Source organism: Micromonospora sp. NPDC050784 (assembly GCF_044456765.1).
Lineage (GTDB): Bacteria > Actinomycetota > Actinomycetes > Mycobacteriales > Micromonosporaceae > Micromonospora > Micromonospora foliorum.
This window is the reverse complement of the sequence record NZ_JBITGG010000001.1, coordinates 1,825-21,683: the sequence shown is the minus strand read 5'-3', so window position 1 is coordinate 21,683 and position 19,859 is coordinate 1,825. Positions and strand designations below refer to the sequence as shown.

Here is a 19,859-nt window from a genome sequence, read left to right as displayed (position 1 = left end):
TGCGGCACCGGGCCCGGCCGGCAGTACCGGCCGGGCCCGGTCGGCCGGATCAGGAAACCACCCGCACCTTCACGTAGTTGTCTTTGAAGGTCCGGTCCTGCCAGTGCCGGTCCTGGTCGTCGAAGTGCACCACCCGGACGCTGGGCTGGTTCAGCGCGGTCGGATCGACAAGCAGATGGAACGTGTACGCCCGGCGCTCCCCGGACCGCAGGCCGGCTGAGCGACAGGTGGTCCCCGACTCGTCGCCTCCCCGCCACGGCACGCAGATCGACGAGTCGGAGTTGTCCATCGCCCCGATGCGCTCGATTTCGGCGAAGCCGAGGTGCGCCACGTCCACCGGCCCCTTGTTCGTCACGGTCAGGGTCAGGGTGCCTGGGCGCTTCCCGTCGGTGCCGGCCGGCCCGAGTACGAGGTTGCCGCCGGTCAGCACCAGGTCGGTCAGCCGGGGGTCCTTGCCGAAGGACCTCGGCCCGTCGCTCTGGGTGAACCGGCCGTCGTGCCAGCGGTACGTCCGCCACTGCTTCTGCGCCCAGTAACTCGGCGTCGAGCAGCAGGGCTGGATGTCGGCCACCTCCGCCCGCACCGTTCCGTCCTCGGTGACGGCGGCGTCCGTGATGTCGTCGAGCCCCTCCTTGGTGCCGACGACCCGAGCCATGGTCACGATCCGACCGTGCCCGTCGCGGTCGAACGCCACGAGTTGTTTCGCCGAGGCCTCGCCGAGCCGGCAGGTGACCAGGGCGACCGTCTCGGTCGCGCCATCGCCGTCCAGGTCGGTGTAGCTCAGGTCCAGGTCCGCCAGTGTCGACACACTCGTGTCGCGTCCCGAAGGCCGCAGCCGAACGTCCGAGGTGGCGCAGTTCGAGGCGTACGAGGGCCAGGCCGGCAGATCGACGCGGGCGGCCAGCAACTGCGCCCGGCTGATCCGGCCGTCCGGCGCGGCCGGACTCGTGGTCGTGGTGGTGCTGGGCGTGAGCGGGGTGGACGGCGTCGGTGCGGGAGCGCTCGTCGGCGGTGTCGTCGGCTCGCCGGTCTGCGCCGGCACCGGCACCGACCCGTCGTCCCGTAGGGCGGCGTTGGCGACGATCGGTGCGACAGCCAGGGCAATCGCCGTCACGGCCACCGCCACCGCCTTCGTGCGCCGACGCCGACGAAGGGTACGCCGGGCCTGGTCAGGTCCCGGACCGGTGATCTGGCAGACCGTCTCGGCGCGGTACGCGGCGAACCGGTCCCGTAGGCGCGGATCGATGTCAGACATTGTCTGTCCCCTCGGTGCTCTCGTCGAGCAGCCCCGCCAGCGCCAGCCGACCGCGGTGCAGCCAGGACTTGACCGTGCCCTCGGCCACCCCCTCCTGACTCGCGATCTCGTTGACCGGCAGGTCGGCGAGGTAATGCAGGATGACGGCCCGTCGGTGGTTGGCGGGCAGTTGGGCCAGCGCGGCGTCGATCGCGACCCGATCGGGCGTCGGCCCGGCCATCGTGGCCTCGGTCCGCCGCTGCCGGAGCAGGTGGTTGCGCGCGGTCCGGAGCCGTCGCCAGCGGCTCCGGGCGAGGTTCCAGGCGACCTGACGGACCCAGGCGACCGGGTCGTCGTACCGGGCCAGCCGGTCCCAGCGGGCCAGGGCCCGGCAGAACGCCTCCTGCGCGAGGTCCTGGGCCTGTGAGAGGTCGCCCGTGTAGGCGCCCAGTTGGGTGGTCACGCTGCGGAAATGCGCGTGGTAGAAGTCGTCGAAGCTCACCGTCCCGGTGTGCTCCCCGGCCATCGCGGCGATCGCCCCCGGTGGCTCGTTGGCACGGGCTCCCGTCATCACTGTCACTGCCCCTCCCCGTTCGCCGTCGGGCCCGTGCCCGAGGCGGTCGTACCACTCGCTGATCTGCCGGGGGTTGTTCCCGTGCTCCCCGTTGCGGCGGTCGTGCTCGGCGCGCCGTACCCCGTTAGAAGCCTCGAACGGGCCTCGGGGTTGCAGCCGGGCGCTGTGGTTGACTGTCGTGTGGGGGACAGGGAAGGGGGCGGTCGTGCAGCTGCCGGCAGTGCTCGGTGAGCCGATCCGGTTCGTGCTGAACTGGGGCCGCCGCTACTCGCTCTGGGTGTTCAACTTCGGTCTGGCCTGCTGTGCCATCGAGTTCATCGCCACCAGCATGGGTCGGCACGACTTCATCCGGCTCGGCGTGATCCCGTTCGCCCACGGCCCCCGCCAGGCCGACCTGATGGTGGTCTCCGGCACGGTGACCGACAAGATGGCCCCGGCGATCAAGCGGCTCTACGACCAGATGCCCGAGCCGAAGTACGTCATCTCGTTCGGCGCCTGCTCCAACTGCGGCGGCCCCTACTGGGACTCGTACTCGGTGACCAAGGGCGTCGACCAGCTCATCCCGGTCGACGTGTACGTGCCGGGCTGCCCGCCCCGGCCGGAGGCGCTGCTGCACGGCATCCTGCGCCTGCAGGAGAAGATCGCCGCCGAGCAGTCCGGCATCGGGGGTGTGCCGCAACGGGACGTGCTGGCCGCGCCGCTGGACGCTCCGCCCCGCGAGGCCGCCGCCCCACGCTCGGTGGACTCGCTCACCGCCCCGCCGGTACGCCCACCCGCCGCGACCTGAGGTCGACGCGCGCCCCTCGCGCCCGGACGCCACGCAGCACCATCGATGGGTGGCTGGTTCGCCACCCCGTGGTGGATCCGCCGCACTAGCCTGCGCACTATGAGCAGCTCAGTGGACCAGCGGTCCGCCCACATCGTCGACGTGCTCACCGAGGAGTTCGGCGCGTCGATGGCGATCGACCCCTCCGCCTTCCGCCGCAAGTTCCGCAAGATGGCGGCTTCTCCGTTCGCCTTCTACCGGGGCAGCGCCGCGCTGTTCTACGCCGACCAGCGCGGCGACTTCGCCGACGACCGGTTCTCCGACGAGCGGACCAGCCGGGTGTGGATCCACGGTGACCTGCACGCGGAGAACTTCGGCACCTACATGAACGCGTCCGGGCAGCTGGTGTTCAACGTCAACGACTTCGACGAGGCGTACGTCGGGCCGTTCACCTGGGACCTGCGTCGGCTGGCGGCCAGCGTGGCGTTGCTCGGCTACGGCAAGGCGCTCTCCGACACCGCGATCGGGGAACTGGTGGCCGGGTTCGCCCGGTCGTACCTGACCGAGCTGCGGGCCATCGCCGCCGGCGGCGACGACGCGATCGGCTCGATCACCCTGGACAACGCCGACGGGGTGCTGCGCCGGGTGCTCCAGCGGGCCCGGCTCAACACCCGCGTCGACCTGCTCGCCGCGCAGACCACCATCGACAACTACGAGCGACGCTTCTCCATCGGCGACGGCGTCTTCGAGATCGACGACGCCACCCGGGACCTGGTCACCGCCGCCTTCCAGGACTACCTGGGCACCCTGCCAACCGCGTCGGCGCAGCTCCGCCCGGTGGCGGCGCGGATCAAGGACGTGGTGCTGCGCAAGGGGGTGGGCATCGGCTCGGCCGGGCTGCCGTCGTACAACCTGCTGCTGGAGGGGCACACCCAGGCATTGGAGAACGACGTCGTCATCTACATGAAGCAGGCGCAGGTGCCGGCCGTGGCGCGGTACGTCACCGACGAGTCGGTCCGCGGCTACTTCCAGCACCAAGGGCACCGGACCGCCGAGTCGCAGCGGGCGTTGCAGGCGCACGCCGACCCGTGGTTGGGCTTCACCGAGCTGAACGGGGCCGGTCAGCTCGTCGCCGAGGTCTCCCCGTACGCCGCCGACCTCGACTGGTCGGACGTGAACGAGCCGGAGGAGCTGACCGGGGTTCTCGTCGACCTTGGCCGGGCGGTGGCCCGGATGCACTCGGTCGCGGACGACGAATCCAGTCACGATCTGGTGGACTACTCCACCGAGGAGGCGATCGTCGCGGCGGTGGACGCCGACGAGGCGGGCTTCGTCGCCCATCTGGTGGAGTTCGCGCACGCGTACGGGGTGCGCGCCCGCCAGGATCACCAGCTTTTCGTCGACCTGTTCCGCAACGGTCGACTGCCGGGCATCTGATCGGGTGCGGCCTCGCTCAGGACGCGAACTCCAGCACCACCTTGATGTCGTCCGGCCCGGGGGTGTACGCGTCGGCGTACCGGTTCACCGGCACCCGCCGGGTGATCAGGGACTCGAGCCAGACCTGGTCGGCGCGGGCGAGTGCCTGCGCGGCCATGGTCCAGTGCCGCCGGTTGGCGTTCACCGAGCCGAACACCACGTTGTTCTCCAGCACCAGCGCCCGGTTGAGAGCCCCGGCGTCGAAATCGATGGTCCGGCCACCGCTAGACACCCCGGCCAGGCAGACGATCCCGGTCGGCGCCGCCTTGCACATCACGTCGAGGACCACCGTGGGAGCGCCCGTGCACTCGATCACCACGTCCGGCTCGAAGGGCAGGTCGTTGACCGGCACCGTGTGGTAGGTGGCGCCGAGCCCGGCGACCAGCTCCGGCTTCGGCCCCTCGGTGTTCCGGTCCAGCACGTGGACGGTGAGCCCGCGCTGGGTGCCGAGCAACGCGGCCAGCAGGCCGATCGGCCCAGCCCCGGTCACCAGGACGGTCTGCGGCTGCCACTCGGCCCGGTGCCCGATCCGCTCGATGTGGTCCCAGGCCTTCGCCACCACACTGGTCGGCTCCAGCAGCACGCCGACCTGCGCCAGCGTCGGGTCGAGCCCGACCGCGAACCGTGGCTCGACCCGCCAGCGGTCCCGGGCGAACCCGGCCAGCCCCTTGATGCCGTGTTCGGTGTACTGACCGTTGCGGCACATGTCCCACTCGCCGACCGCGCAGTTCGAGCAGGGCACCGGGTCGGGGTAGCGGACGATTCCCGCCACCAGGTCACCGGGTTGCAGGGTGCCGCTGGAGTCCTCGATCACCCGGCCCAGTGACTCGTGCCCGATGACCAGGCGGTCCGCACCCGGCGGCGCCTCGCCGTACTCCCCGGCGATGATCTCGTGGTCGGTGCCGCAGATCCCCACCGCCAGCGCCTCGACCAGGACAGAGCCCTCCTCGGCAGCCGGCTCGGGCTGATCCTCGACGAGGCTCAGCGAGTTGGCGACTCCGGGTCTCACTGTCACAGCGCGCACACCCTCATCTTTCCCCGCCGGGAAGTGCGCCGCGCCCAAAGCCGGCAGATCGCTGGGCATCGGCGGCGGCCAGGTGCCGGCCCGGGCGGCACTAGGATCAGCGGCATGACTCCCGAAGAGGTCGGCGCTCGACTGGTCGCGCTGCTCGCGCCGGTTGAGGCGACCCCGTCGGTCTCCGGCGGGCAACGGTTCGCCCGGGCCACCGTCGACGTGCCGCCCGCGAGTTGGCTGACCGCGGTCTCCGCCGCCCGTGACGACGCCGAGCTGGCCTGCGACTTCTTCGACTGGCTCTCCGCCGTCGACGAGTTGGCCGAGGGCTTCGACGTGGTCGCGCACCTCTGGTCGACGCGACTGCGCCACGGCCTGCTGCTGCGTACCCGGTTGCCGCGCGGGGCGCCCACTGTCGCCTCAGTGGTCGACGTCTACCCCGGTGCCGCCTGGCACGAGCGGGAGACACACGAGATGTTCGGCATCGACTTCGCCGGCCACGGGGAACTGCTGCCGCTGCTGCTGCCCCCGGAGTTCGAGGGCCACCCGCTGCGTAAGGAGTTCGTGCTCGCCTCCCGGGTGGCCAAGCCCTGGCCGGGTGCGAAGGAGCCGGGCGAGTCCGAGGCCGGCGGCGGGCGCCGACCGATCCGCCCGCCGGGCGTTCCCGCTCCGGGCGAGTGGGGCCCCACGCCCACCCCGGCTGGCGCCGGTGGCGTGGGGGAGGGCCCGCGTGGCGGCACCCCGGCCAGACCGGCCCGTGAGCGTCCGGCGCGGCCCGCCCCGGGGGCCCGTCCGGCGCGTACACCCCGGCCTGCCGGCACCGCCGACGGCCCGACCCCCGTCGACCAGCCCACGCCCGGCGCAGGCCCGGCTGCCGAGCCTGTGTCCGGCGCTGGTCCGGCTGCCGAGCCCGTGCCCGGCGCAGGTCCGGCTGCCGAGCCTGTGTCTGGCGCTGGTCCGGCCGCCACGTCTGTGCCTGGTGCGGCCGCACCTGACAAGCCTGGCGCAGGCCCGGCCGACCCGGCCGCATCGGGCGGCGAGCCGATCGCGGACCCGCCGGGCCGCGCTGGCCAGAGCGACCACGACGGGGGTACGGCCTGATGCCGCTCTGGGTGGAGCTGCTGCTCCGGATCGGCGGCGTGGTGGTCGCGTTCCTCACCCTGCCGTTGCTTGTCGGTCAGGCCGAGCACAAGGTGATGGCGCACATGCAGGGCCGGCTCGGTCCGATGTACGCGGGCGGCTTCCACGGCTGGGCGCAGCTCGTGGCCGACGGCGTCAAGTTCGTGCAGAAGGAAGACATCACGCCACGCGAGGCGGACCGGGCGGTGTTCCGGCTGGCGCCGGCGGTGGCCCTGGTGCCCTACCTGCTGGTGCTGTTGGTCATCCCGCTGGGTCCGAACGACCTGGTCGGGCAACCGTTGGACATCGGCCTCTTCTTCGTGCTGGCCGTGGTCGGCGTCGGGGTGGTGGCGGTGCTGATGTCGGCGTGGGCGTCGGCCAACAAGTACAGCCTGCTGGGCGGGCTTCGCGGAGCCGCCCAGTTGCTCGGTTACGAGCTGCCGCTGGTGCTGGCCGCCGCGTCGGTGGCGATGGCGGCCGGCACGCTCAGCCTGTCCGGCATCGTCGAGGCGTGGCAGCCGTGGTGGCTGCTCTGGCAGGCACCCGCGATGATCATCTTCTTCGTCGCCGGGCTGGCCGAGATCCGTCGGCCGCCGTTCGACATGCCGGTGGCCGACTCGGAGCTGGTCTTCGGTTACATGACCGAATACACCGGTCTGCGGTTCGCGTTCTTCCTGCTCGCCGAGTACGTCGGCATCGTGGTGATCGCCGCGCTGACCACGGTGTTGTTCCTGGGCGGTTGGCAGGGCCCGTTCGCCGACGACCAGCTGGGCTGGCTCTGGACGCTGCTCAAGATCTTCGCGGTGTCCTTCGTGATCATTTGGCTCCGGGTGTCCTACCCCCGGCTACGCGAGGACCAGCTGCAACGCCTCTGCTGGCTGGTGCTGGTCCCCGCATCCCTGGCGCAACTGGTCCTCACCGCAGCCGTCCGCATCGCCCTGTAACCCGCCCCCGCGCGCGCCCTCCCGCGCGCCTCGCCGCGCCTCTCCCACCTCGATCTTGCACTTTCTGTGCCGGCAAATCCTGCCAAGGTGGGCATTTCGGCGACAGAAAGTGCAAGATCGACGCGTGCTGGGGGCTAGCGCAGCGGGGTGTGTGCGGGGTCGACGGGCTCGGCCGGGGGTGGGGGTGGGGTGCCGTCGCCGAAGGGGCGGCCGCCCAGCGTTTCCCGGCCGTGTGGGGTGAGCCAGTTGGACAGGTCGGGGCCGAGCGGGACGATCCCGGTCGGGTTGATGTCGCGGTGCACCTCGTAGTAGTGCCGCTTGATGTGGTCGAAGTCGATGGTGTCGCCGAAACCGGGAGTCTGGAAGAGGTCCCGGGCGTACGCCCACAGCACCGGCATCTCGCTCAGCTTCTGCCGGTTGCACTTGAAGTGGCCGTGGTAGACCGGGTCGAAGCGGACCAGCGTGGTGAACAGCCGCACGTCGGCCTCGGTGATGGTGTCGCCGACCAGGTAGCGCTGGTCGGTCAACCGCTCGGTGAGCCAGTCCAGTCGGTCGAAGAGCTGGTGGTACGCCTTGTCGTACGCCTCCTGGCTGCCCGCGAACCCGCACCGGTAGACGCCGTTGTTGACGTCCCGGAACACCACGGCGTTGACCTCGTCGATCTGCTCCCGCAGGTGCTCGGGGTAGAGCTGCGGGGCACCCTCGCGGTGGTACGCCCTCCACTGCGTGGACAGGTCCAGGCTCATCTGCGCGTAGTCGTTGGTCACCACCTGCCCGGTCGGCACGTCCACGATCGCCGGCACGGTGATGCCGCGCTCGTACCCGGGGAAGCGCTTGAAGTACGCCTCCTGGATGCGCTCGATGCCGAGCACCGGGTCCCGGCCGTCCGGGTCGAGGTCGAAGGTCCAGCTCCGGGCGTCGTGGGTCGGGCCGGCCACCGCCATCGAGATGGCGTCCTCCAGACCGAGCAACCGCCGTACGATGATCAGTCGGTTGGCCCAGGGGCAGGCCCGGCTGACCGCGAGCCGGTACCGGCCCGGCTCGACCGGATACCCGTCGCGCCCGTCCTCGGTGATCCGAGTGGCGATGTACCGCTGGTCGCGGGTGAACTCGCCGCCCGGCTCGACGTACTTGCCGCCTTGTTCCTCGCCCACGTCGCTCCTCCCGGTCTGGTCAGTGTCTCTACCCAATCCTCGCGGATCTACGGCGCACCGTGGTCCCGGATACCCTGCCGGCATGACGGATGTGGAGGCGGCGGCCCGACGGTTCATCGCGGATGTGTGGAATGCCCGCCAGGAGGAGTCGGCGTACGAGCTGGTCGCCGAGGAGTGCCCGGGGCTGGGCGGCACCGGGCCGGAGGCGACGCTGGCCTGGCACCGCGAGCGCCGGGCGGCCTTCCCGGACCTGCGCTACAAGATCGTCGACGTGGTCGCGGCCGGCGAGCGGGTGGCCGTGCACTGGCGGGCCGCCGGCACCCACGTGGGGCAGTTCGGGCCGGTGCCGCCGACCGGTCAGGTGGTCAGCTACTCGGGGGCGACGTTCCTGCGCTTCGACACGGCGGGCCGGATCGTCGAGGTGTGGAGCTGCAACGAGCTGTTCCAGTTGCTGCAACAACTCGGCGTCGAGATGCTCCCACCGGCCGTCGTCAGCGGGCCCGGGGCGTGATCCGGCTGATCGGCAGATTGATCGGAAAGGGCTCGCCGGTGTCGACGAACTTCGTCCACCGCCCGGTCTCGGTGTAGACCTCGTTCACGGCGTCGATCCGGTAGGTCACGACCTCCAGTGCGCCTTCGGTCTCGATCCGCCAATAGAAGGGGATGCCGGCCTGGGCGTACAGCGCCGGCTTCAACACCCGGTCGATCGTCTCGGTGCCCTTGCCGACGACCTCGACGGCGATCACGACCTCGCTCGGGGCGAACCAGTGCCGGTGCCCGTCGTCGTCGCCGGTGACCCGGAGGACCACGCCGTCGGGCACGAACGTTCGGCTGTTGCTCACCCGCACCTCCACACCGTGGACGGCGACGTACCCGTCGGATGACATGTCATCGAGCGCTGCCATGAGACGTGCCGTGACCTGCTGGTGCGAGGTTCGAGGAGGCGGCGGCATGAGCAAAATGCCGTCGAGCAGCTCGCGGCGGCGATTGTCGTCGGGGAGTCTGTCGAGATCCTTGGCAGTCCAGCCGCCCTCCGGAGTGCAAAAAGTTTCCAGTTCGGTCGTCATCGATCCTCCGGGCGGTTCGTGCTTCCCGGGTACACCCTAGGGTCGTCGACCTGTGGGTGGTGGTCGCGCGCGCCGTGGCCACAGGGCAGGATGGTCGACATGAGCGACCCCAGCGAGCGCGGTGACGCCAGCGACCGCGGCCTTCCCGGCGCGGGCCTGGTGAAAGGGCTGGCGGTCACCCTCAAGACGATGACCAGCCGTTCGACCACCCAGCAATACCCGGACACGGCCCCCGACCTGCCGCCCCGCTCGCGTGGCGTGATCGCCCTGTCCGAGGAGAACTGCACGGTCTGCATGCTCTGCGCCCGCGAGTGTCCGGACTGGTGCATCTACATCGACTCGCACAAGGAGGAGGTGGCGGTGCCCGGCGCCGCCCGCCCCCGCCAGCGCAACGTGCTCGACAAGTTCGACATCGACTTCTCGCTCTGCATGTACTGCGGCATCTGCATCGAGGTCTGCCCGTTCGACGCGCTCTACTGGTCACCGGAGTTCGAGTACGCCGAGTACGACATCAAGGACCTCCTGCACGACAAGGACCACCTCGGTCAGTGGATGGCCACCGTTCCGCCGCCGCCCGCGCACGACCCGAACGGCGAGCCGGCCAAGGAGGAGACCGCGGCCGCACGCAAGGCGGCCGCCGCACGTCCCGCTCCGCCAGCGGTACGCCCCGAGCCCGACGCCGACCCGGGTTCCGCGTCGTGAGCGCCCGAGCCGGCGTGAGCGCCCGAGCCGGAAGGGCGGCCCGGTGACCGGGGCGGATGTGCTGCTGCTCGCCCTCGGCGCGGTGGCGGTCGGTGCCGGCGTGCTGGTGGTGACTACGAAACACCTGGTCCGGGCCGGGCTCTACCTGGTGGTGTGCCTGGGCGCGTTGGCCGGTGACTTCCTGGTGCTCAGCGCCGAGTTGGTGGCCTGGGTGCAGGTGCTGATCTACGTGGGCGCGGTGGTGGTCCTGCTGCTGTTCGCGGTGATGCTGACCCGGGCTCCGATCGGCGCCTCTGACGACCTGGACCGGCCCGGCTGGCCGGCCGCGCTGATCGGTGGTGGCGCCGGGCTGGGGCTGACCGCCCTGCTTGTCGACGCGTACCGCTGGAGCACCGTCGCGCTACCCGCCGCGGGCACCGCCGAGCGGCTGGGCGAGCAGATCTTCCAGTCCTGGGTGCTGCCGTTCGAGGTGCTCTCGGTGCTGCTGCTCTCCGCCCTGGTGGGCGCGATCGTGCTGTCCCGGCCGGACATCGGCCGAGCGGGCCCGCACGCCGACGGCCGGGCCGCTGACCTGGTCGGCAGCGAGTCCGGGGGGCGCCGGTGAGGCCGGTCATCCCGTACGTCACCGCCGCGCTGCTGTTCGGCCTCGGCGTGTACGGCGTCCTGCGCCGCCGCAACGCGGTGCTGGTGCTGATGTCGGTGGAGTTGATGCTCAACGCGGTCAACCTGATCCTGGTCACCGCTGACACCACCGCCCGCGCCGTGCTCCCGCACTCGGGGCAGGTCTTCGCCCTCTTCGTCATCGTGCTCGCCGCCGCCGAGATCGGGGTGGGGCTGGCGATCGTCCTTCAGCTCTACCGGCTGCGGGCGACAGTCGCCGTGGATGACGTGCCGCTGACCGAGCTGTCGGATCACGTCGACGGGCGTGAGCCGGCCGTCCTGGATGCGGAGGCGGGCCGGTGACCGGGCTGCTCGGGGCGCTGCTGCCCGCCGTACCGCTGGTCGCCGGGCTGCTCGGTCTGCTGCTGCCGCCGGCTCCTCGGCGGGACAGCGCGACCGGCGGCGACCGGGCTCGGACGATAGCCGTGACGCTCGGCGTCACCGGCGCGGCCGGCGCGTTGGCGTTGGCCGTCGCGCTGCTGTTCACGGTCGACGGGCCGACGGAGACGTCGAGCACCTGGGTCGACATCGGCGGGCTGGCGGTGACCCTCGGCGTGCGGCTGGACGGCGCCGCCGCGCTGGTAGCTGTGGCGGTCACCGCGGTCGCCCTGGCCGTGCAGGTCTACTCGATCGGCTACCTGCGGCGCGGCCCCCACGATGACGTCGACGTCGACCACCGCTACCCGCCCTACGCTGCCCAGATCAGCCTCTTCACCGGCGCCATGCTGCTGGTGGTGGTCGCCGGCGACCTGATCATGCTGTTGGTCGGCTGGGAGGTGATGGGCCTCTGCTCGTACCTCCTGATCGCCCACGACCGCCGACTGGCCGGCGCCCCCGCCGCCGCCATGAAGGCGTTCCTGGTGACCCGGGTCGGTGACGTCGGGTTCCTGCTCGGCATCGCGCTGCTGGGCGTGTCGACGGGCAGCTTCCGGATCGCCGACGTGCTCGCCCACGACCACTCCGGCGCGACGTTGACCGCCGCCGGCCTGCTGCTGCTCGCCGGCGTGGCCGGCAAGAGCGCGCAGTTCCCGCTGCACACCTGGCTGCCGGACGCGATGGCCGGCCCGACCCCGATCTCCGCGCTGATCCACGCCGCGACGATGGTCGCCGCCGGGGTGTACGCCGTGGCCCGGCTCTACCCGCTGTTCACGGCCGCGCCGGTGACGCTGACCGTGCTGGGGGTGCTCGGCGCGATCACGCTGTTGCTCGGCGCGCTCGCCGCCACCGCCCAGGACGACATCAAGCGCGTGCTGGCCTGGTCGACCGTGTCCCAGTTGGGCTACATGACCGGCGCGCTGGCGGTCGGCTCACCCTCGGCCGCACTGTTTCACCTGCTCACCCATGCCGCCTTCAAGGCGCTGCTGTTCCTCGCCGCCGGCGCGGTGATCCACGCCGTCGGCACCACCCTGATGTCGGAGATGGGCGGGCTGCGGCGAAGCATGCCGGTGACGTTCTGGTGCACGGTGGTGGGCCTGGGTGCGCTGGCCGGCGTGCCGCCGCTGGCTGGTTTCTGGAGCAAGGACGGCGTACTCACGGTCGCCGAGTCGGCCGCGCTGGAGGGCACCGGCCCGGCCCCGTCCTGGGTGGGCTGGATCGTCTGGATCTCCGGGCTGATCGGCGTGGCGGTCACCGCCTGGTACGCCGGTCGGCTGCTGCTGCGCACCTTCTTCGGCGCTCCACGCCTGCCGCTGCTCCGGCCGCACGATCCGCCGGCGGTGCTGCGCTGGCCGGTGTTGCTGCTGGCCGTACCGGCCGCGCTGCTCGGTCTGGCCGGGTTCGTCGGGGCGTTCGCCGACCGCCTACGGTTCCCCACCGTCCCGGTGGCGGGCTCCGAGGACGGCCTGGTCCACCTGGGGCCGGGGGTGCTGCTGCCGCTCGCGTTTCTGCTGGTCGGCGCCGGCCTGGTGACGCTGGGCTGGCGGCGCGACAGGGCCGCCGACCCGGCGGCCGCGCTGGGTCCGCTGCGGCCGGTCTTCGCCCGCGCGTTCCGGCTCGACGACGTCCAGCACGCAGTCGTGGTACGCCCCGTTCGCGCGCTGGCCCGCACCGCGCGCGCCGGCGACGAGGTGGTGGTGGACGGCGCGGTCGAGGGCAGCGGGCGAGCCGCGTCCGGTCTGGGCGCGGGGCTGGCCGCGCTGCACCGCGCGGCGCTGCCCCGAGCCGCCGCCGGCGTCCTGGCCGGCGCGCTGTTGATCGGCCTGGCCGCCGCCCTAATTGGAGTCAACCAGTGAGCGCGAGGAGTGAGCCGGGTTTGCGAGCCCCGCAGTCGCGAACAGAGGCGGTCCAGTGAGCGCGAGGAGTGAGCCGGGTTTGCGAGCCCCGCAGTCGCGAACAGAGGCGGTCCAGTGACGTTCGGGCAGGGGTTGCTGGTCGCTGTTCTGGCGCTGCCGGCGCTGGGAGCGGTCGCGGTGGCGGCCACGCCCCGGGACCGGGCGGCCCGGGTGGTCGGCACGGTCGCGGCGGCGTTGACCCTGCTGGCCGCGGTGCCGCTGGTGTTCGGTGGTCGAGGCTGGGTCGCCTGGTCAGCCGGTGCGCCGGCGGTGCGCCCGTGGCACCAACTGGATCTGCCCTGGGTGTCCGGTCTGGAGTTGCGCTTCCACCTCGGCGTCGATGGCATCTCCTGGCCGCTGGTGGTGTTGACCGCACTGCTCACGCTGCTGTGCTGCGCGTACACGATGTGGCGGGTCCCGGACGGCGGCAGCGGCCGGGCGCTGGTCGCGCTGCTGTTGGTGGTCGAAGTGGGCATCCTGGGCACCTTCCTCGCCCTGGACCTGGTGCTGTTCTTCCTCTTCTTCGAGGTCGTCCTGCTGCCGATGTACGCGATCATCGCCGGTTGGGGTGGTGCGGACCGGCGTCGGGCGGCCCGGAAGTTCGCCCTCTACACGCTGTTCGGGTCGGTGCTGCTGCTGGTCGGTGTGTACGTCGTGGTCGCCGCCGCCGGCACCGCCGATCTGGTGACGCTTACCGGTGGCGCGGGGATGTCCCGGGGCACCCAGTTGGCCGCGTTCACCCTGCTCGCGTTGGCGTTCGCGGTGAAGAGCCCGCTGTGGCCGTTGCACTCCTGGCTGCCCGACGCGCACACCCAGGCACCCACGGTGGGCAGTGTGGTGTTGGCCGGTGTGCTGCTCAAGATGGGCACGTACGGCCTCATTCGGGTGGCGGTGGGGGTGGCGCCGGAGGGCGCGCGCTGGGCGGCGCCGGTGCTCGGCGTGCTGGCCGTCGCCGCGATCCTGATCGGTTCGCTGGTCTGCCTGGCCCAGTCGGAGGTGAAGCGGCTGATCGCGTACTCCAGCGTGGGGCACATGGGCTTCGTGCTGCTGGGCGTCGCCACGCTGACCGCCACCGGCATCCAGGCGGCGTTGATCGGCAACGTCGCGCACGGCGTGATCACCGGCCTGCTGTTCTTCCTGGCCGGGGCGGTGAAGGACCGTACCGGCACGGGCACTCTCGCCGAGCTGTCCGGGCTGCGGGAGACCGCGCCTCGGTTGGCGGGTCTGCTGGCGTTCGCGGCGATCGCGTCGCTGGGCCTGCCCGGGCTGGCCGGCTTCTGGGGTGAGGCGTTCGCGGTGATCGCCGCCGTGCAGGTGGGCGGCCCGCTCTGGACCACCCTCGGGGTGCTGGCGGCGGTCGGTGGGGCGCTCACCGCCGCGTACTTCCTGCGGTTGCTGCGCCAGGTCACCCACAACCGTCCGAGCCCCGCCGTCGGCCAGGTCGGCCCCGGTCTGGCCGGTGCGGAGTTGACCGCCTGGGTGCCGCTGGTGCTGCTCGCGTTGGCCATCGGGCTGGCGCCGACGCTGGTCCTGGGCGTCGCCGAGGCCCCCGTCGACGCCCTGATCGGAGTGGTCAAACCATGAACGTCGTGCAGAGCGTGGACAGCGTCGCGCTGCTGCCGGCCTACCTGGCCGCAGGCACGGCCGTACTCGTGCTGATCACCGATCTGCTCGTGGCCCGGCCACGGGCCACCATCGCGGTGGCCGCGCTCGGCGCCCTCGGCACCGCCGTCGGCTCCGCGCTGGTCGGGGCGGGTGGGGAGCGGCGGACGTTCTGCGTGGGCGCCGACTGCTCCTGGATCTTCGGTGGTCGGGCGGCCCTGGTCGGTGTGATGGTCGCGCTGCTCACCCTGGGCGTGCTCGGGCTGTCGGTGCCCGCGCTGCGGGCCGGGCGGTCACCGGTCGGGGAGTACGCCTTCCTGCTGGCCTGCTCGATGACCGGCGGCGTGGTGCTCGGCGCGGCCGGTGACCTGATCACGCTGATCGTCGCCCTGGAGACGCTGACCCTGCCGCTGTACGTACTGGTCGGCCTGCGCCGGGGGAGCCTCGCGAGTGCCGAGGCGGCGTTGACCTTCTTCGTGGTCAGCGTGGTGGCGACCACGCTGACCCTGCTCGGCGCGGCGCTGCTGTACGCGGTGACCGGTGGGCTGCACCTGGACCGGCTCGGCGCGTTGCTCGCCGAGCAGCCGGAGTTGCGGGACCTGCCGTTGACCACCGCAGCGGTGGCGGTGCTGCTGGTCGGGCTGGCGTTCAAGGTGGCGGCGGTGCCGTTCCACGCCTGGGCGCCGGCCACCTACGACGGCGCGCCGCTGCCGGTGGCCGCGTACCTGTCCACCGCGTCGAAGCTGGGCGGCCTGGTTGCCCTGCTCGCCGTGGTGCAGCGGGCGCTGCCGGCGGACCAGACCGGTCCGGTGCTCGCCCTGCTCGCCGTGCTCACCATGACCGTCGGCAACCTGGTCGCCCTGCGTCAGCGGCGGACCGTCCGGCTGCTCGCCTGGTCGTCCGTCGCGCAGGCCGGGTACATCCTCGCCCCGTTGGGAGCGCTGGCGCTGGCCGCCGGCCGCACGGACGAGGCACGGTCCGCCGCGTACGCGGCCGCCGTGGCGTACGCCGTCTTCTTCGTGGTGTTGGAGCTGGCCGCCTTCGCCGGAGTGACCGCGCTGCGGCCGGCGGGCGCGGACGGCGGCACGCTGGACGACCTACGCGGAGCGGCCCGGCGGCACCCGTGGCGGGCCGCGGCGCTCGGCCTCGCGCTGGTGGGTCTGGCTGGTCTGCCGCCGGGGCTGGCCGGCCTGTTCGCGAAGGTGACGGTGGTCCGGTCGCTGCTCGACGGCGGCGCGGCCTGGCTGGCGCTGGTGGTGGCGTTGAACGCCGTGATCGGCCTCGCCTACTACCTGCGGGTGACCGCCGCGCTCTGGGCACCGCCGACGACGACGCCCGGCCCAGCCGCGGCGCTCGCCGGTGGCGGAGCGGCGGGCGTACCCGTGGTGGGTGTGGTGGCCGTGGTGCTGGCGGTGGCGACGGTGGCCGCCGTGGTGCTCGGCGTCGCCCCGCAACTGGTGCTCGACCTGGCCGGTCGCTGACCCCACCCGGCCTGGACTCAGTCAACTCTCAGCGTTGAGACGGATGGTTGACGGGTACCGGGTTGTTACACCGGTCAGCGGATCCCGGCGATCCGTGCACCGAAGGAGACATCGTGCACCACAACCGTCTGAAGACCGCAGCGCTGCTCGGCCTGCTCAGTGCCCTGATCCTGGCGGTGGGCTACTGGTTCGGCGGCAGCGGCGGCTTGGTCATCGCCGTCCTCGTGTCTCTGGTCATGAACGGCGTTTCCTACTTCTACTCCGACAAGCTCGCCCTGCGCTCGATGGGGGCGCAACCGGTCACCGAGGCACAGTTCCCCGAGCTGTACCGGATGGTCCGGGAGTTGGCGACCGACGCCCGGCAGCCGATGCCGCGGCTCTACGTCAGCCCCACCGCGCAGCCCAACGCGTTCGCCACCGGGCGCAACCCGCAGCACGCGGCCGTCTGCGTGACCCAGGGCATCACCGAGATCCTCGACTACCGCGAGCTGCGTGGCGTCATCGGGCACGAGCTGTCCCACGTCTACAACCGGGACATCCTGATCTCCAGCGTGGCGGCCGGCCTGGCCAGCATCATCACCCTGCTGGCGAACCTCGCCTTCTTCATCCCGCTGGGCGGCGGGGACGACGAGGACCGACCCAACCCGGCTGTGCTGCTGCTCACCCTGATCCTAGGCCCGATCGCGGCCACGGTGATCCAGTTGGCGATCAGCCGGAGCCGCGAGTTCCAGGCGGACGCCTCGGGCGCCGAGCTGAGCCGCGACCCGCTGGCCCTGGCCAGCGCGCTGCGCAAGATCGACGCGGTGGCCTCACGTCGGCCGTTGCCGGCCCAGGGCCAGCTCACCAGCACCGCCCACCTCATGATCGCCAACCCGTTCCGGGGCGGCGGCATGGCGGCGCTCTTCTCCACCCACCCCAAGATGGAGGATCGCGTCGCCCGGCTGGAGCAGATGGCCCGCAACTCGGGGCCGGTGCAGTTCCAGCGTTGATCCACTGATCGTCCGCATCCGCCCGTATCCGGCAGCGCCGGGTACGGGCGGATCGCTGTGTCGAGGAACTATTCCGCTGTCTTCCTGTCCGTCGGCGGCGTTAGGGTCATAACGGCTCACGCTCATTACACCCTCGGGAGGTTCACGGTGACCGCGCTGCGTCAGTACCTGGGTGTCTGGCGGATCCCCGGCGCGCCCATGCTGCTGATCACCGGCATCATCGGGCGGCTCGGCATCGGCATGACCCCGCTGGCGCTGCTCCTGGTCGTCGAGCAGGTGACCGGACGCTACTCGCTGGCCGCCGTCGCGGGCGGCATCTACGCCCTCGCCGGCGCCGCGCTCAGCCCGGTGGCCGGACGGATCGCCGACCGGGTCGGCCCCAGCCCCGTCCTGCTGCTCACCGCCGTGGCCCACCCGCTGGCGCTCGTCGGGTTGCTGCTGGCCAGCCGCTCCGGCGACGACGCTCTCCCCGTCATCTACCTCGCCTCAGGCGTGGCCGGCGCCACCTATCCGCCGCTCACCGCCGCCATCCGCGGCGCCTGGAACGACCTGACCAGCCCCAACTCCGGCCGATACCACCTCCGCAACACCGCGCTGGCCGCCGAGACCACCCTGTTCGAAATCGTCTTCGTCCTCGGCCCACTGCTCGTCGCCGGCTTCGTCCTCGTCGCCGACGCCGCGGCCGCGCTGATCGGTGCCGCCGTGGTCACCCTGGCCGGTACGACCGCCGTGGCCCTCGGCCGGGTCATGCGCGGCTGGCGTCCACACCCGCGGGAGCACCACGCCCGCGGGCTCGGCCCGCTGCGGGTGCCCGGCTTCCCGGCCCTGCTGATCTGCGTGGCCGGCCTGGGCATCGCTTTCGGGGCCGCCGGAGTGATCGTGCCGGCCTTCGCGAGCGACCACACCACCGACGACCCGGAGAGCCTCGCCGGCGTGCTGCTCGCGGTCTGGGGGATCGGCAGTGCGATCGGTGGGCTCTGGTTCGGCGTCCGCAAGCCGGCACCGAACATGACCCGGCAGTTCGCCCTACTGCTCGCCGCGCTGGCCGCCACCTTCGCCGTGTTCGCGGTGATGCCCACCCCGCTGGCGTTGGGCATCGCGCTGGTCGCCGGCGGGGCCACCATCGCGCCAGCGCTGACCCTGGAGAACACCCTGGTCGGCCGGATCGCCCCGACCGGCATGTTGAACGAGGCGTACACCTGGGTGGTCACCGTCGCGGTCGCGGCGAGCGCCGCCGGCGGCTCGGTGGCCGGCGTGATCGTGGACCACGCCGGCGGCGTCCGCTGGGCGTTCCTGTTCGCCGGGGCGGCGGTCGCCGTCGGGGCCGCGGTCGCCGCACTACCCGCCGGGCCCATCGCCCGCGCGGAAACCACGGCGGTACGCACCGAAGAGCCCGTCACCGTCTGACCACGTGGCCCGGTCGCCTCGCGCCCCGCGCGGCGTCTCGGTCGGGCCGCGCCTCGGTCGGTCCGTGCCTTGGTCGGCCTGCGCCTCGGTCGGTCCGTGCCTCGGTCGGCCTGCGCCCTTCGGTCGGCCTGCGCCTCGGTCGGTCCGTGCCTCGGTCGGGTTTTCCTTGATCGACTCGGTTTCCTGAAAGTCGCGGGGTTCCAATGGCCCGGATGCCGCGACTTCCAGGAACCCGAGTCGATCTCAGCCGGGCGTGCTGCCTCGCAGGCCAGATCGCTGTGGGGCCCTCAGGCACTCAGCGGTAGTTGTTGAACTGGAGGGCGACGCCGAAGTCCTCGCCCTTGAGCAGCGAGATGACGGCCTGCAGGTCGTCGCGCTTCTTGCCGGTCACGCGCAGCTGGTCACCCTGGATCTGTGCCTGCACGCCCTTGGGGCCCTCCTCGCGGATCTTCTTGCTGATGGCCTTGGCCTTGTCCGTCTCGATGCCCTGGATCACCTTGCAGTCGATCTTGAAGATCTTGCCCGACGGGCGCGGCTCTCCGGCATCCAGCGACTTCAGCGAGATGTTCCGCTTGACGAGCTTCTCCTTGAAGACGTCCAGTGCGGCGCGGACGCGCTCCTCGGTCTCCGCCTGAAGGCCGATCGCCTCCTCGCCGGACCAGGAGATCTCAGCGCCGGTGCCGCGGAAGTCGAACCGCGTCGCGAGCTCCTTCTCCGCCTGCCGAAGGGCGTTGTCGACCTCTTGACGGTCAACCTTGCTCACGATGTCGAACGACGGGTTCGCTGCCATGTTTCTGCTCCTGCTGTCCGGCGGTCTGGGCCTGCCGTCGGCCGCCGACCAGCGGCACGACCCCCTGACCGTACCCGGTTGCGTCGGCACCGGGGGGAGCCGCTATTCTTGCTTCCGCCGCCGCGTTGCGACGCGGTGGGGTGCCCTGGCGGGTTGCCCGAGCGGCCAATGGGAGCGGACTGTAAATCCGTCGCGAAAGCTTCAGAGGTTCGAATCCTCTACCCGCCACCAGGTGCAGACACGGCCCCTGACCTGCGAGAACGCACGTCAGGGGCCTTTGTCGTCTCCTGGCCATGTTGACCGCTGTTACCCCCTGTCGTCCGAGTGATCGGGCACGCAACGGGCACGCTTCTGTGGAGTATCGATGGCGCGGACGGCTGTTGGAGACGACTACCCGGACGACCGCCGGGCGAGGGAACTGGCAAGGATCGCCAGGATGACTGCGCCGTCCGAGGTGATGATGCGGCGTCTAGCGGAGATGACCGCGCCGTCCGAGGTGATGATGCGGCGCCTGGCGGAGATGACCGCGCCGTCCGAGGTGATGATGCGGCGCCTGGCGGAGATGACCGCGCCGTCCGAGGTGATGATGCGGCGCCTGGCGGAGATGACCGC

At 71.8% G+C, this 19,859-nt stretch carries 18 protein-coding genes, 1 tRNA gene and 1 pseudogene; 14 read left to right on the top strand and 6 right to left on the bottom strand.

Features of this window, described 5'->3' with window-relative positions; genetic code table 11:
- Window positions 1-49: 49 nt before the first annotated feature.
- Window positions 50-1,255: a hypothetical protein gene (locus ACIBD9_RS00110; RefSeq protein WP_396713127.1), complete on the bottom strand. Its 1,206-nt coding sequence runs from the start codon at window positions 1,253-1,255 to the stop codon at window positions 50-52.
- On the bottom strand, window positions 1,248-1,814 hold the full coding sequence (locus tag ACIBD9_RS00105) for a SigE family RNA polymerase sigma factor (protein ID WP_396713126.1): 567 nt from the start codon (window positions 1,812-1,814) through the stop codon (window positions 1,248-1,250). The genes ACIBD9_RS00110 and ACIBD9_RS00105 overlap by 8 nt, the downstream gene beginning before the upstream one ends.
- A gap of 199 nt (window positions 1,815-2,013) precedes the next feature.
- On the opposite strand from ACIBD9_RS00105, the gene ACIBD9_RS00100 reads away from it, so the two are divergent.
- Both ACIBD9_RS00100 and ACIBD9_RS00095 read left to right on the top strand, forming a co-directional pair.
- On the top strand, window positions 2,014-2,595 hold the full coding sequence (locus tag ACIBD9_RS00100) for an NADH-quinone oxidoreductase subunit B family protein (RefSeq protein WP_355005696.1): 582 nt from the start codon (window positions 2,014-2,016) through the stop codon (window positions 2,593-2,595).
- Window positions 2,596-2,694: 99 nt separating this feature from the next.
- Window positions 2,695-4,011, top strand: a complete 1,317-nt coding sequence (locus ACIBD9_RS00095; RefSeq protein WP_396713124.1) for a DUF2252 domain-containing protein — start codon at window positions 2,695-2,697, stop codon at window positions 4,009-4,011.
- Window positions 4,012-4,027: 16 nt separating this feature from the next.
- Here the strand turns inward: ACIBD9_RS00095 and ACIBD9_RS00090 are convergent, their stop codons facing one another.
- The gene (locus ACIBD9_RS00090) at window positions 4,028-5,074 is read right to left on the bottom strand and encodes a glucose 1-dehydrogenase (RefSeq protein ID WP_396713122.1); all 1,047 of its coding nucleotides are present in this window, start codon (window positions 5,072-5,074) and stop codon (window positions 4,028-4,030) included.
- 105 nt (window positions 5,075-5,179) lie between these two features.
- Here ACIBD9_RS00090 and ACIBD9_RS00085 point away from each other — a divergent pair.
- Window positions 5,180-5,776, top strand: a pseudogene (locus tag ACIBD9_RS00085) (NADH-quinone oxidoreductase subunit C); the annotation flags it as partial.
- 386 nt (window positions 5,777-6,162) lie between these two features.
- Complete coding sequence (locus tag ACIBD9_RS00080; RefSeq protein ID WP_396713120.1) at window positions 6,163-7,125, top strand: NADH-quinone oxidoreductase subunit H; 963 nt, start codon at window positions 6,163-6,165, stop codon at window positions 7,123-7,125.
- 134 nt (window positions 7,126-7,259) lie between these two features.
- On the opposite strand, the gene ACIBD9_RS00075 is transcribed toward ACIBD9_RS00080, so the two are convergent.
- Window positions 7,260-8,315 carry a glutathione S-transferase family protein gene (locus tag ACIBD9_RS00075; RefSeq protein ID WP_396713118.1) on the bottom strand — a complete coding sequence of 352 codons (1,056 nt, stop codon included), beginning with the start codon at window positions 8,313-8,315 and terminating at the stop codon, window positions 7,260-7,262.
- A 46-nt stretch (window positions 8,316-8,361) separates the two neighbouring features.
- Between ACIBD9_RS00075 and ACIBD9_RS00070 the strand changes: the two genes are divergently transcribed.
- The gene (locus tag ACIBD9_RS00070) at window positions 8,362-8,790 is read left to right on the top strand and encodes an ester cyclase (protein ID WP_396713116.1); all 429 of its coding nucleotides are present in this window, start codon (window positions 8,362-8,364) and stop codon (window positions 8,788-8,790) included.
- Here the strand turns inward: ACIBD9_RS00070 and ACIBD9_RS00065 are convergent.
- On the bottom strand, window positions 8,771-9,346 hold the full coding sequence (locus ACIBD9_RS00065) for a Uma2 family endonuclease (RefSeq protein WP_396713114.1): 576 nt from the start codon (window positions 9,344-9,346) through the stop codon (window positions 8,771-8,773). The two genes, ACIBD9_RS00070 and ACIBD9_RS00065, sit on opposite strands and share 20 nt — an antisense overlap.
- Window positions 9,347-9,445: 99 nt before the next feature.
- Between ACIBD9_RS00065 and ACIBD9_RS00060 the strand changes: the two genes are divergently transcribed.
- The 8 genes from ACIBD9_RS00060 (at window position 9,446) to ACIBD9_RS00025 (ending at window position 18,457) form a co-directional block, all read left to right on the top strand.
- Window positions 9,446-10,048, top strand: coding sequence for a NuoI/complex I 23 kDa subunit family protein (locus ACIBD9_RS00060; protein WP_396713112.1), 603 nt, complete (start codon window positions 9,446-9,448; stop codon window positions 10,046-10,048).
- 43 nt (window positions 10,049-10,091) lie between these two features.
- Entirely contained in the window at window positions 10,092-10,652 is a 561-nt protein-coding gene (locus ACIBD9_RS00055; protein ID WP_396713110.1) for an NADH-quinone oxidoreductase subunit J, read from the top strand.
- Window positions 10,649-11,011, top strand: a complete 363-nt coding sequence (gene nuoK, locus ACIBD9_RS00050) for an NADH-quinone oxidoreductase subunit NuoK (protein WP_396713108.1) — start codon at window positions 10,649-10,651, stop codon at window positions 11,009-11,011. The genes ACIBD9_RS00055 and nuoK overlap by 4 nt, the downstream gene beginning before the upstream one ends.
- Window positions 11,008-12,939 (top strand): NADH-quinone oxidoreductase subunit L, encoded by a 1,932-nt coding sequence (locus ACIBD9_RS00045; RefSeq protein WP_396713106.1) that lies wholly within the window; start codon window positions 11,008-11,010, stop codon window positions 12,937-12,939. Before nuoK ends, ACIBD9_RS00045 begins: the two co-directional genes overlap by 4 nt.
- A gap of 114 nt (window positions 12,940-13,053) precedes the next feature.
- On the top strand, window positions 13,054-14,562 hold the full coding sequence (locus tag ACIBD9_RS00040) for a NuoM family protein (RefSeq protein WP_396713104.1): 1,509 nt from the start codon (window positions 13,054-13,056) through the stop codon (window positions 14,560-14,562).
- A complete protein-coding gene (locus ACIBD9_RS00035; RefSeq protein ID WP_396713102.1) occupies window positions 14,559-16,061 on the top strand; it encodes an NADH-quinone oxidoreductase subunit N in 1,503 nt (500 codons plus the stop codon). The genes ACIBD9_RS00040 and ACIBD9_RS00035 overlap by 4 nt, the downstream gene beginning before the upstream one ends.
- Before the next feature lie 113 nt (window positions 16,062-16,174).
- The gene (gene htpX, locus ACIBD9_RS00030) at window positions 16,175-17,050 is read left to right on the top strand and encodes a zinc metalloprotease HtpX (protein ID WP_387174423.1); all 876 of its coding nucleotides are present in this window, start codon (window positions 16,175-16,177) and stop codon (window positions 17,048-17,050) included.
- A 147-nt stretch (window positions 17,051-17,197) separates the two neighbouring features.
- On the top strand, window positions 17,198-18,457 hold the full coding sequence (locus ACIBD9_RS00025) for an MFS transporter (protein ID WP_396713100.1): 1,260 nt from the start codon (window positions 17,198-17,200) through the stop codon (window positions 18,455-18,457).
- Window positions 18,458-18,752: 295 nt separating this feature from the next.
- Here ACIBD9_RS00025 and ACIBD9_RS00020 read toward each other — a convergent pair whose 3' ends face one another.
- Entirely contained in the window at window positions 18,753-19,247 is a 495-nt protein-coding gene (locus ACIBD9_RS00020; protein ID WP_091402478.1) for a YajQ family cyclic di-GMP-binding protein, read from the bottom strand.
- A gap of 147 nt (window positions 19,248-19,394) precedes the next feature.
- Between ACIBD9_RS00020 and ACIBD9_RS00015 the strand changes: the two genes are divergently transcribed.
- Window positions 19,395-19,478, top strand: a tRNA-Tyr gene (locus ACIBD9_RS00015).
- Window positions 19,479-19,859 lie beyond the last annotated feature (381 nt).